Here is a 13,468-nt window from a genome sequence, read left to right as displayed (position 1 = left end):
GTAAAATTCAAGTCCTTCTGGGCCCACCAATGATAGCTAAACCCGGGATTAAGTTTAATTCCGGGTTTTTTGTTTTTAAATCAGCGGGTCGGAGGCCCGCCTGTGGCGGGTAAAATTCAAGTCCTTCTGGGCCCACCAATGATAGCTAAACCCGGGATTAAGTTTTAATTCCGGGTTTTTTGTTTTTAAATCAGCGGGTCGGAGGCTGCATGTGGTGAGTAAAAATTTAAGTAACTCAAGATCATAAAAATTAAAACCGGCAATTTTTTTATACGTTTGTTTATATCTTATTTAATCTTTACAGATAGTTGAATTTAATTTAAGTAAATAAAAAACCTCATTCCTGTTAAAGAAATGAGGTTTTTTAATTTTATTGTATTGCCCATTCGTAAAGCTTATAATCGAGTTACTATTTTCAGGACATATCTTTCTTTATCATCATTAAAATGAAAATTTGTTAGATTATTTAAAAAGAGACGTCCCAGACTTTTGTCAATTCATCATTACCCTCCGGACCTTCAACATAAAGCGTTACATTGTAATCCCCTCCTTTTTCATATTGATGAATTGGGTTTTGCTCGTATGAAAAGTTACCATCGCCGAAATCCCATTTCCACTTTTTAATATTACCTATCGATTGATCCTGAAATGCAACAATCCGTTTGTCAAAATTGATTATCTTAAAATCCCAGTCTGCTTTAATTCTGGGAAGATATTCTGGCAGCATCGGCATTAATTTGAAAAGACACAAATAAGATGCATTGCCGTACATTGTATGTTCACGCGAGAGATTCCAGAATCCATTATGACTTGTTGAAGTCGAATCGTCATAATCGATAACCGCCCACGATAGTCCAATAAAATTATTTTCTTTCAGTTTTGATTCTACCGCTCTCGTAGGACCATCAGCAGGCGCATAGTCAAACAGTGTAATGTAAAATTCGAGGATCAACTTACCGGCGTCACCAGCTTTATTAAAATCATATCTGCAGGCTGAGAGAGCGTACGGGAATTCTTTTATCCATGGCTGTACACCCCACACCATACACCAATCCTTTTTACCCGGCGGTGTAAAGATATGATAGTTTTGAGCGTGCACTCCGTGCATTGACCTATGTTCGTCCTCCGGTTTAATTCTCGGATCAAGCTTAACTCTTGCAGTACCTACTGCATCTTCGCGCCAGACTTTATAATGAACATGGTCGACCAGAGGACCGCCTGATAAATCGCCGTCGACTACGACTTCGAAAATGTCGTTGTGATGATCCCTTCGTGAAAAATTCCAGAAATTGTCGTAAGCCTCATATAGAAAATAGAGTCGATTTAATCCTTTGACCCAGCCAACTTTTACCTTTACATCAAGATTTTTTTTATCAACTCTATCTTGCTTTCCTGAGTCCTCCCACAGCTGTTCTATTCCAATTGCAAATGAATCGGGTACTATTGACCAATCATTTATATTACCATCGATAACAGGAATTTTATTATGTGGAAACTGGAATATTTTAAAGGTTGTATCCTCCCGCATCTGGGGAAAACTGGATATTGTTATTAAAAGAAGCAACGATATACTTCTTAATGATGTCATCATTTCTTATTCCTATAGAAATAAAATATCGTCATATTGATCTGGATTGGCAGAATTTCCGTAAAAAGATTTAATCCTTACGTTTTCTGAATTTTCAACCTTTATGGCATTTGAGAAATATTCAGGCAAATTTTCGCCCCATTTGACCGAGGAGTTTACTATAGAAACATTTTTTGAATATTTTATACTTATTGCCGGATTGTCTCTGTATTCAATCGGTTCGTAAACTTTTGTAGGACGATTATCAAACAGGCCACCTTTGTATTTAGTCCATCGTTCGAATTTTACCGATACATTTTCTAGTGTAACATTTTCGATAATACTCTCTTTCGTGCCGTTAATACGGATGCTGTTTTCAGCTTTCCCAAAAACATTTTTCACAAGTATATTACGAATTATACCTGAATTTGTGTCAGGATTTCTCGGAATAGCTGTAAATGAAATAGCTTCTCCTCGTCCCCACCATGGGTCAGAATGATATCTCGATATAAATTCGATATTCCTGAAAGCTATATCGCTTACAATTCCGTTATCCCTGAGTTGAATGTTTATTCCTCTGCAGCTCGACTTTATCTTACAATTTTCAAAAACAACATTATTAATATTACTCGTAGTTTCTGTACCAATTTTCAGTCCAGAATCCTGAGTTTCTAGTATACAATCATAAACACGAATATCTGAAGACGCACCGTAATCTTTCTCCTGTCTGGTAGCTTTAACAACAATTGCGTCGTCGCCGCAAACAATGTCGCAATTCTTTATTTCAACTTTTCTACAATGATCGGGGTCAATACCATCGGAATTAGGTACATCCAGATAATTCCTTACCCGTATTCCATCGACAAGGACATTTTCGCATCCGAGCATATGCACGCCCCATTCGGGTGCTTTACTGAAAGAAAAATCTTTCAGTTGTAGGTTTTTGCATTCTTTCAGAATAAACATTTTCGGGCGCCATTCCTTGGGAATCCACCATTCGTTTTCTTCTTCGTAGTGTGACATAAATTCTGTGGCACGTCCTTCAATATTACCGTAACCCGATATAGTCAATCCTTCCGCTCCTTCTGCATAAAACACCGTCGAATTTTTATAATCTGATTGATTTGTACTTATTATTAGTTCGGCACCCTGATCGATAAAAAATTCAATTCCGCTTTGTAAAACAATAGTACCGATCAAAAATTTGTATCCTTCAGGGATAATAACTTTTGCATTGCCTCCGCTTGCATATGCTCTGTCAATTGCTTCCTGTATGGCTTTTGTATCGAGCGTCTTTCCGTCTCCAGTTGCACCAAATTTAAGTACGTTATATTCTTTTCCCTTTCCTCCTTTTGATGCAAAGATAAAAGGACTCAATGACGGCGAAATGGTAGTCAATGCAATGGCGCCAACAGTTTTTATAATGGCATCACGACGTTTCATAAAATTTCCCTTGTTATGTTTTTGTACAAAATATCAGACCTATAAAAAACTAACTCTATTTTACAAAAAAGAGCAGAATATTATAAATCGTATTAGACCTTAGTAATCTACTTTGTCTAAAAAAGTAATATTTAGGATGGAATAAAAATTACCGATATATCATCGTAAATAATTGAGTAAATGAGATGAAAGAAGTTAGACGGTTTATAATGATCTGCCCTTTACAAATAAATTACTTTCTCTTACTGAGTACATCTTTTTCGTAATTTTCAATTACTGTAATATAATCTTCGCCCACAGGGACGTCGTTAATAAGGCAATAATAATCGTATACAGCTCCGAATGGTTTTGTCTTCAGCAATTCAAGAAAAGCCAGGCGTTCAAAATATTGTCCGTTTTCTTCATATTCTCTAAGCTTATCAGTTGGTTCAAGCAGTGCAAAGAGAAATGCAAGTTGTGTTGCTCTTGTGCCAATGACGTATGCCCCGATGCGATTCATGCTTCCGTCGAAGAAATCGAGACCAATATTAATTCTTTTCAGAGCATTGGCTCTCACAATCTCTTCAGCTATTAATTTAACTTCGTCGTTAAAAATTACAACGTGGTCGCTGTCCCAGCGGACGCCCCTGCTGATATGCAGAAGTAATTCATCAACGAATAATAATAATGAAGAAATCTTATCCCCGATTTGTTCAGTTGGATGGAAATGACCGCTGTCGATACAAATCAATTTATTATTCTTAACTGCGTAACCGGTATAAAATTCGTGAGATCCAACAACCATCGATTCGGAGCCGATGCCAAAGAGTTTGCTTTCGAGCGAGTCTTTAAGATATTCTTTTGGAAATTCCGTTTCGAAAATTTCATCCAGCGATTTCTTTAACAGAGCGCGATGTGTTGCTCTGTCTACTGGTATATCTTTCGAACCGTCGGGAATCCAGATATTGTTAACTGAAGGTTTACCCAATTGTTTTCCTATTTCAGCAGCAATTTCTCTTGTACGTTTGACGTGTTCGATCCAAAATTTTCTGTGCTTTTCGTTTTTGCTCGATAAAGTATATCCATCTTCGGCGTATGGATGTGAAAAGCAAGTAGGATTGAAATCAATACCAATATCGAGTTTTTTTGCCCAGTCGATCCAGCTTTGAAAATGTTTTATTTCAATCTGGTCGCGGTCAACTTTTTTACCCTGGAAATCTCCGTAGATAGCATGAAGGTTAAGACGCTGTTTGCCAGGAAGCAAGCTCATAACTTTTTCAATATCAGCTTTTAGTTCTTCAAGAGTTCGGGCTTTCCCGGGATAATTTCCTGTAACCTGGATTCCTCCTCCACTCAATTCTGCATCGGGAGTTTCGAATCCGCCGACATCATCGGCCTGCCAGCAGTGAAGACTTATGTTCACCTCTTCCATTTTTTTAAGTGCTTCGTCGGTATCTACACCTAACTCAGCATATACTTCTCTGGCAATTTGATATGCCTGTTCAACTGCTTTTGGATTTTTCATTTAATCCTCCGTATTAGTGTATGATTATAATTTGATTACAAATGTGGAAAGAATTAATATCACTAAACCGACAATCAAAGTAGCAAGTGTACCGGCACCCGCATTTTTCCATTCCTTAAGCAACAAGCCCCATACATTGCTGAATAGAATATTAAGCGCCATCAAAATACTCCAGCCAAAGACAAACATTTCTTCGGGTAGTTTGCTCTGCCCCATTCCAAAGAAAAAAAATTGCAAATACCAGAGCGTTCCACCAAGGAGACTGAAAAGCAGATTATTTAGCAGTACCTGTTTATTTACATTTACATAATCGCTGAAGGTTTTGTTCTGATAATTTAGATACATGCAATAAACAAAATTCGTCACAAAACCTCCGAACATCACAATAATATATACGGGATTTACAACGAAGAGAGGGTCAGTCCCATAAGAAGCAGCAACTTTTTGAATTTCATAGCCTGCGTCGATTACACCGGGAATACCGTTAATTCCAAAATTAAAACAGGCACTCATTAAACCCGAAAGAACGGCTATCAGCAATCCTTTTTTAAGAGCAAAATCTTTTATGGCTTCCCTTCTGGCTTCCTCAGGCATATTGCGTGAACGGAGAACGCCTGCGTATCCGACGATTGCAATACCAGTCACACAGAGAGCCACACCTAATAAAATTAATCTTCCTTCATAAGTTGTAAATAAATTTCTTCCCGAGACAAAAGGTGGAATCAAAGTTCCAAGGGCAGCCGTAAAACCGAGCGCAACCGATTGTCCGAGTCCAACTCCCAGATATCTCATACTCAATCCAAATGTCAAACCGCCCACGCCCCAGAGTGCTCCAAAGATGAATGCGGCCCATACAGCATTGCCGTCAGAATTAATCAAAACGTCCAGAAGATTTGGAACTGTGAAATAAGCAAAAATCCATGGTGCCAGTATCCACGATACCACTCCTTGAACAATCCAGTACGATTCCCACGACCATTCTTTGATCTTTTTAATGGGGACATAAAAGCTGGCAGCGCATATACTGCCGAATGCAATAAGAATAATACTCATTAATGAGTCCATATTATTTATCCTTTTATTTATTAGTCCATATGAAATACCATCTCGAGAGGGACGGTAACAGGTGAATTGTCTGGATTGGTCTCCATTATGTCAGCCATATATTTCCACCATTTCTGGACAATAGGATTTGAACCCAGATCCTGCGAGGAAGAATCGCCCGCAAGTTTTTGTACGGCAAAGAGAGTATTTGTTTCTTCATCCAGAAATATTGAATAATCTCTAACACCACTTTGTAACAATAGAGTTTTTAACTCCGGCCAGATGGCGTCATGCCTTTTTTTGTATTCTTCTTTGTAGCCGGGTTTAAGTTTCATTTTAAAGGCAAATGTTTTCATAAATTCACCTCACTTATTTTTCAATTTCTCTTTTAACCTGATGATTTCAATTCCTGCATCTATTACTGAACCGATACCATGTTTTTCATTTAATCTGGCAGGACGTTCATAATAAAAAACAAGATTATCCTCAATACCTGTACCTACGCAAATATCGTTTACCTGACCATCAGACCTGATTTTATATTTTTTCAAGCCTTCCCATCCTTTAAGTGCAACGGATGCGTAGCGTTTGTCGATCCATCCCTGGTTAACCGCACGTGCTATCGAATAGACAAACATTGCCGAACAGGACGATTCGAGGTAAGAATCATTTTTATCGAGCAATTGATGCCATAGACCTTCAGGACTTTGGTATTTGGCAATGCCGAGTATCTGTCTTTCGAGGTCTTTTCTAACTTCTTCCCTGCCGGGATAATTTTCAGGTAAGATATTTAAAAGATGAACTTTAGCCATCATTACCCATCCATTGCACCTACCCCAATGTGCCACACCATTGCGTTTCACATCGCTATAGTAACAATGCCAGTATAATTCTTTATTATCATCCCACAGGTATTTTGTAAAGTTTTTAATCTGAAGGATTGCATCGTTCCAATATTTTGTATCGCCCGAGAATCTACCCATTCTTGCCAAAAACGGGACGCTCATATAAAGATCGTCTGCCCATAGTGTCATTTCGTGTGGAAATTTTCTGACCAGTGTTCCATCTTCAAGACGTTCCTGACCTTCGGAAATATGTCTGGCGGCATCTTCAATGTACTTTTTGTAGTCATCGCGTTTAACATATTCATAGACATCCATCATGCTTGCCCCCATTGCACCGCAATCGTCGAGTTCACTCATTGTCCACAATTGCCCAAATGGGAAGTTATAGTGTGGTCCATCTTTTTCTTCATTATATCTCGTCTGGAAATATTTATAATTGTCCATGCCAAAGGATACGTGCGCTGCAGCGTAATCTGCATACTTTTTATCACCGGTGAATTTAGACAGATTAATTAGAGCCATATTAATAACGCCGTTTGTATAATGCCATTCACCGAAGGGAGAAATAAACCGTAGTTGTGCCCCATCAGGAGCATCCTGGGTTGACTGATAAATTTTTCCCGTCTTCAAGTCTTTAAAACCAAGAACTCCATGTTCCACAATATAGTCGGCTACTTTTCTGATTACTTTTTCGTCTTCACTATTGACCTGTGCAAATAAGACTGAACTGCTAAATAAGATTATTGCAAAAATTAACGTTCGTTTCACAGTTTATCTCCTTTTTATTTTTTAAATAAGTAAATGTCGCTAATCTTATTACTTGAGCCAATTATCCGGAAGAGGAATGATACAAATATTCATCGATTTGCCATCTTCTGAAAGCATTGCAGATTGAATCATAATTTTAGTACCATCAGGACTGAAAGAAGGATGAGGATGATCTGCGGCTGTAGTTTTATGGCCAGCAGAGAGTAAGATCATTTCATGGGAATGTCGGTTGATTAAATAAACTTCGCGTGCAAAATTATCGCCGGCAACAAATCGCCCGTCAGAAGATCCGGTGACATGCCAGAATCCACTTCCATATGGTATTTGGCCTTCGATTATCATTTCTCGTGTCTTAATGTTTACTATTGCCAGTCCCGTCGGTTTTTCTCTTGTTCCGCAATTGCCCCATTCGATTTCCTGTCCTGGTTCGTCTATTATCGTATCGTTTGAAACGTTGCTATTATCGAAGTGAATTTTACGGTGCCCCATTATTGCGAAGGCAACTTCTTCGGGGGTAATTACTACTTCGTGAGTAACCCATTCATATGGAGCTTCTGGATAAAGTGGTCTTAAGCCAGTACCATCTGAATTTACAATCCATGTACGTTGAGGAGATTTTCCGCCAGTTTCCCAGCAGAAAATAATCTGGCCAGGCACCCAGGGATTAGTTTGAATGTGCCCAACCTGAAATGGGACTGATACTACATACTTAATTTCTCCCGTATTAATATTAATACCGGCAATACCTCCTGGACCGGCACCCATATTACGCGGGCCGAAGTTATTTTCGATTTTAGTACCTTCAGGTAGATACTGCATTGCTTTTTTTCTTCCTACACGGAACCACAGCCATTCTTCGTCTGCATCAAAAGCAAGTTCGCCGTTGGCTTCGTATTCAGCCGGAATAATTCCACAAACTTTTTGATAAAAAGATGCATCTTTCAAAGTGCCTTTTTCACTGTCTTCAAATAATCTGTCAAGTTTAACTTCGATAATTTCTCTTGGACTATTTTCGTCGCTAAATCTTTTCATATAATAGAGTTTCATCGATTTTCTGGCAACTATTAACGTTCCAACGTAACCTCCTTCGGTAACCTGTACGATATCGCCGCTTGTTTCGTTAACGGCCAGAGCTTCGCCTCTAACTCTTCTCGACCTGAAAATAATCCAATTACCGTCTGATGTCCATTGATTGTGTGTAGGATAAATTTTAGAATCGCCCGCTGCAGTGCTTGTTAAAAAAATCAGTTTTACTCCCGTAATAGGATCTTTAATCACCTTCCGTTCGGATGGAAATCTTTTTCCTATTTGTGAAAAGACATTTGAATAAAATACCCCGTTTATTATTAGAGCAAGCCATATAAATATTATTTTTGTTCTCACTTTTAATTCCAGTATGAATTAAATTATTTCAAGCGGTACACTTTAAAGTCGTCAACTTCCTGGTGCGATTTAACAGTGCGGAACCCGAAATATCCTTCGGTCAATGGTTCGCTATCTTTGTAACTAAAGTATAAATTGCCGTCGACAAAAAAACTTGTAGTACCGTTATAAACTACAATCTGTATAAAGTAGGTTTTATTAGGTTGAAGTAGATGTTTTTCGTCATTAAAGTCGTAAATGAGAGTCCGTTGGCCATTGCCCTGATATTTACGGAATCTCGTTGTTGTATTACTATTACCACCAATGCCGGCATAATAAAGGCACAGCGAATCATATGAAGAAAATGTGCCGTCGCGTGTAAACAAATTTTTATTACGTGGATCTAAAGCCATCCAGAATTGATTGAGATCTGATAATCTATCGTTGTAACCTTTGTCAACAATTACTTTTCTTTTATATTCAATCAACAAATTGCCTTCGAGTTTTTCTTTGAACCAAATAGTAGTGCCGTATTCGACATCGATACTCAATTTCCCGTTAATGATTCCGACTTTTGAAAAGGGAGATTTTTTTGTTTCAACGATCCAATTATTCAGTCCATTTTCAAAGTCGTCACTGTACAACAAATCGCCTATCTGGTATTGTTCTGTACAAAGGCTATCGCTAAATTTTTGGATAATACTTTCAGGAATTTTATCGCCCACAAGTTCAAGTAATTCAATTGCATTCAGACACCACTGTACCGTATTGTTCGTAGAAACTCCCTGAACTTCACATACAGGTTGCAAACTCTGAATACTATCGAATTTAGTTATATTGAAAACTGTACGGAAGTATCTTGGTTTTGCATCAAGAAATTCTTCCCAGGCACGGACAGCATAGACAGAATCTTTTGAAACTTTAGCATACCAGGCAGGTAATCTGGCGTACCATGAACCTGGAGTACCAAGTTCGACTTTCTTTCCGAATTCCTTCTCTATTTCCGAAACAGGTGCGCCGTATAATTTGCAAAATTGATTCCACAGTTTATTCCATTTTTCATTCTTCAATAAATTTGTTAATTCGAATGCAACTTCCGGTCCTCCCATTAATACCGAAAGATGCGCCGAACCAATATCATTGTCATTGAGACGATAGAGCTTATAAGTTTCAGGATCGTATCCAAATGCTGCATCTTTTCCAGAGAAGAAACCATACGGCATTTCGTAGAGACTATTAATACCAGTCATAATTCTGTTACGATAAATAGTATCGCCAGTTCTCTCCCATTCAGTCATCCAGTTGCCAACAAGCGCAAGCCAGTCGGGACCGAAGCGAACGTGTGTAGGATAATTACTTTTTTCTTTAATTAAACGCAAAGGGTCAATTCTTCCAATAGCTTCGTTAGCTGCGTCAGTAACTTCATGCATTATATCGCCCAACCTTTCATCGGTGGTAAGATAATAATAGAATCGATTTAATGCTGCTTGAGATATACGTACTTCTTTTGCACCGCATCCCCAATGAACAACATTATGTCTGCTGCCCAATCCTTTTAAAGGTCCGAGATGATAAACATCCACCTCGCTGTTGTGTCGTGTCATAGCCTCTGCCATTCTAAAAATGTCACTTCGGCCGGTTCTTAAAAAGCTATACCAGAGCCATAAATTAGGCATCAGTTCTGTATTAGCCCAGGCGAAGCCTCCCATATCGTACTTCCACGTATGTCGGCGACGGTCGTAACTATGTTGTATATCCCCGTAATGCCAGAAACCGTACCAGTGACGCTGCTCTACTTCCAGTTGATAATACTTGAATGCGTTTTCGAGCTGGTTTTCAATCCAGCATTTTACATTATTACTTTTATCTGGCAAACTCCATACCCCGAAGACGGGGATACTGTGTAAGTAATCAGGAGTAGCCACAAGAAGCGGAGGTTGATTGACCGTTTTTATCATTCGATGAAGGGTTTCGTAACTGGGTACATTGTCAGAAAGGAACAGAACTAATTCGCTTGTGCGGGCAACACCTGTTGCAATACTGAATCCTGGTTGAACGTCTTCGTAACTTGCATCGAGATTATGACCCCAGGCTAATGTATCGTAGTGGCGCATGTCCATTGCCTCTGCGTCTGGTGTCCACAACCAGGTTTTTAAGTGTGCTATATCTTTTTTGACATCAGATATTTCAAAAGCGGAAGGAAATGATTGCCAGAAATCTCTCAGACACACAGTCAATCCACCAGATACATCGCCGACAAAAGCCAATCCACTCGCCCGATTACCGTAACCTGCATCTATCCATGTACTTTTATCGTTTGTTCTTTTCAGGATTCTGAAGCCGTCAGCATTGAGCTGAATTAATTTATAGTCGTTCCACGAAGCCCAATTATTTATGAGGAATTGCTGTTGTTTTGAAAGCGAATCCGGCTCCGGAATTCGTAGACCTCTTAGCTGTCTGTCGTAATATTCTTCTCTGCGGTCTAACGGATATCTCCCGCTCAATGGCTGACATGGCTCATCCCACAATCTACCATTGTCACCAGAAAATCGAATATGTCGATTGTACAATTGTTCGTCGAGCGGGATATCAAACACAAATCCCAATCCTTTTATGAAATCTACATTCTGATCACCATCATAAATTATTGTATGAACAATACGCATCGATTGTTGCCCTGCATAGAAATAGAGTCGCACAATAAATGGTAACCAGCTTCTGTTTCTCGATTCAGAATGATGTTTACCTTCAATTTTTATTACTGCTCTCACTGGACCATTCTGTTCTATTGTTACCTTTTCAATCATTCCTACAAATCTTTCAATAGACGGTTGCTCTCCATATTCTTTAGAAGAACCATTTTGCAATAAGCATATTAAACTTCCGCTACTTGAAATCAATTTATTATTATATAGAATTTGTTTAATCAATCGAGTACCACTTTTGGGTACTCTACATTCTATAACACCTGTATTAATTTCAATATCGTTATCGTTTTCATTCACTATTACTTTTTGTTTCGTAAGTTCTTCAGTAATATCTTCATTTAACATTAAGTGTAATGAAGAACCGACACTCGGTGTGACAACAGTGCTCAAGCCGATCCATTTCAACGTACCGTCTGGCCAATAAGCCAATGGCCAGAATTGAAGCGGTAAGGTTTTACCGGATTCATCCTTTAAAATAAATTTTGCGGATGTATCGATTTTACCTTCAGGAAATGGTACACCCCAGCTAACTCCAGTTGAAAATTCAGGAGGAGCATTGTCTAACCATTTTAGTTTTACCGATTTGAAATCCTGTGCATCTGCTAAACCAAGGTAGAGGCTATGAATAATTATAAAAAGTGATACATTAATTATTCTATTGATGCAGACCTCGTAAACAAAATCGATTTTTTTCATGATATCTTATTTATCGTTGAATAGTTATTTCATATAAACTAATTTTTCCATAAAAACTTTATTAGCTTTTTTGTATCGTATAATTATTTTGAGTAGATAAACACCGTTAGATAAATACTTCCCTTGATAATTTATTTTATGGAAACCAGCGTTAAGCGTTTTATTGAGAAAGGTTTCTATTAATTGACCTTGCAAATCATAAAGTTCAATTCTAACATCGCTTATTTCTGGTAAACTAAATGAAATCGTTGTTTGAGGATTGAATGGATTTGGATATGCAGGATAAACTACTGCTTCTGCAGGAACATTCGATGTATACGATGAAATATCTGTAATGTCACCTGCCATTTTATATATTTCACTCCCGGCAAGCAGGAAAGCTCCAAGTCCATAGTCTTCAAAATTTGGAGCTTTGTCGTAAGTAACTGGTTGACCATCGGATGGTTGTTTCCCTGTACTTTGAACGTAACCTAAAAATCCGTTTTCATGGAGTGCATCTTCAGAAAGCGCAATCCAGCCTTTGATTGCTGATTGTTTGTAAGTCGGAGCGCTCAATAACCCTTTATTAATACCCCAGGCTAAGCCAAACGTAAACAACGCCGTTCCCGATGATTCTTTTCCACCATATTCGCTGGGATCGTGTAAGCTTACATTCCAGAATCCATCTTCTCGCTGGACACTAATTATTGCTTCTGCCATTTCGATAAATGTTTCAATGTACTCATCTCGATGAGGAGCGTTTTCTGGAAGTACATCCAGGACGCGAGCGAGTGCTGCAAAGACCCAGCCGTTTCCTCTTGACCAGTAAGTATCTTCACCATTTGGAGATTTGTGGGGCGGGTCGAAGTTTTTATCCCGCCACCATAAATGATCAATTTTATTGTACAAACCCGAATCACCTTCAACAGTTTTTGTGTGCATATACATTTCATACATTCGATTAAAATATGTCGTATCGTTATAGATAGTACCAAGTTTTGCAAATACAGGCATTGCCATATGCAAAGCATCAATCCACCACCAATCGTTAATCTCAGGACTGTTAATCATATTGTCGATGACAGATTTAATTTTCTCGATTCGTTCCGGCTTCGGATCAATTTGATATAACTCAATGTAAGTTTGACCGCAGGCTTGATTATCAGCATTACGAGTCGTAGTGCCTCCGTACGCAGGTTCCCAGTTGTGACTTTCTGCCCATTGAACTGCATAGTTATAAAACTTTTCGTCAGGATCAATTCTGTATAATGCCATTAATCCTTCGTAATACGTAGCACGAGTCCATATATTGCTTGGTCTTCTTTTGTCTGTAACAATGTCAATAGTTGGGTCCGGCCATTTATTCATAAAATATTCATTAGCCAGGAGCATCTTTCCAAGTATGACAGATCTATCGGGTAAGTTTTGAGCTATTAAACTTGTGGTACTTATACAAATCAATAAGAAGAGAGAACGAATAACTCGTAGTTTAATGTAAAAGAGAAAATAATTATTAAAATTTTTTTTCATAATATATGATAAGATTGTCATG

The 13,468-nt window shown here is 38.4% G+C and carries 9 protein-coding genes; all 9 read right to left on the bottom strand.

Annotated elements, in window-relative coordinates:
- Positions 1 to 466: 466 nt before the first annotated feature.
- On the bottom strand, positions 467 to 1,591 hold the full coding sequence (locus tag ACSSV9_RS13595; RefSeq protein WP_437347807.1) for a PKD domain-containing protein: 1,125 nt from the start codon (positions 1,589 to 1,591) through the stop codon (positions 467 to 469).
- Between the two features lie 9 nt (positions 1,592 to 1,600).
- On the bottom strand, positions 1,601 to 3,010 hold the full coding sequence (locus tag ACSSV9_RS13590) for a glycoside hydrolase family 28 protein (protein ID WP_437347806.1): 1,410 nt from the start codon (positions 3,008 to 3,010) through the stop codon (positions 1,601 to 1,603).
- A gap of 232 nt (positions 3,011 to 3,242) precedes the next feature.
- Positions 3,243 to 4,514, bottom strand: coding sequence for an L-rhamnose isomerase (locus ACSSV9_RS13585; protein ID WP_437347805.1), 1,272 nt, complete (start codon positions 4,512 to 4,514; stop codon positions 3,243 to 3,245).
- A gap of 24 nt (positions 4,515 to 4,538) precedes the next feature.
- Entirely contained in the window at positions 4,539 to 5,579 is a 1,041-nt protein-coding gene (locus ACSSV9_RS13580; RefSeq protein WP_437347804.1) for an L-rhamnose/proton symporter RhaT, read from the bottom strand.
- Positions 5,580 to 5,599: 20 nt separating this feature from the next.
- Positions 5,600 to 5,914, bottom strand: coding sequence for an L-rhamnose mutarotase (gene rhaM, locus ACSSV9_RS13575; protein WP_437347803.1), 315 nt, complete (start codon positions 5,912 to 5,914; stop codon positions 5,600 to 5,602).
- A gap of 9 nt (positions 5,915 to 5,923) precedes the next feature.
- A complete protein-coding gene (locus ACSSV9_RS13570) occupies positions 5,924 to 7,171 on the bottom strand; it encodes a glycoside hydrolase family 88/105 protein (protein ID WP_437347802.1) in 1,248 nt (415 codons plus the stop codon).
- 48 nt (positions 7,172 to 7,219) lie between these two features.
- A complete protein-coding gene (locus ACSSV9_RS13565; RefSeq protein ID WP_437347801.1) occupies positions 7,220 to 8,554 on the bottom strand; it encodes a beta-propeller domain-containing protein in 1,335 nt (444 codons plus the stop codon).
- 23 nt (positions 8,555 to 8,577) lie between these two features.
- Positions 8,578 to 11,937, bottom strand: coding sequence for an exo-rhamnogalacturonan lyase family protein (locus ACSSV9_RS13560; RefSeq protein ID WP_437347800.1), 3,360 nt, complete (start codon positions 11,935 to 11,937; stop codon positions 8,578 to 8,580).
- Positions 11,938 to 11,961: 24 nt separating this feature from the next.
- The gene (locus ACSSV9_RS13555; RefSeq protein WP_437347799.1) at positions 11,962 to 13,446 is read right to left on the bottom strand and encodes a glycoside hydrolase family 88 protein; all 1,485 of its coding nucleotides are present in this window, start codon (positions 13,444 to 13,446) and stop codon (positions 11,962 to 11,964) included.
- Positions 13,447 to 13,468: the final 22 nt, after the last annotated feature.

The sequence above is a fragment of the Melioribacter sulfuriphilus genome (assembly GCF_051488685.1).
GTDB lineage: Bacteria > Bacteroidota > Ignavibacteria > Ignavibacteriales > Melioribacteraceae > Melioribacter.
This window is presented reverse-complemented; position numbering and strand designations above follow the sequence as displayed.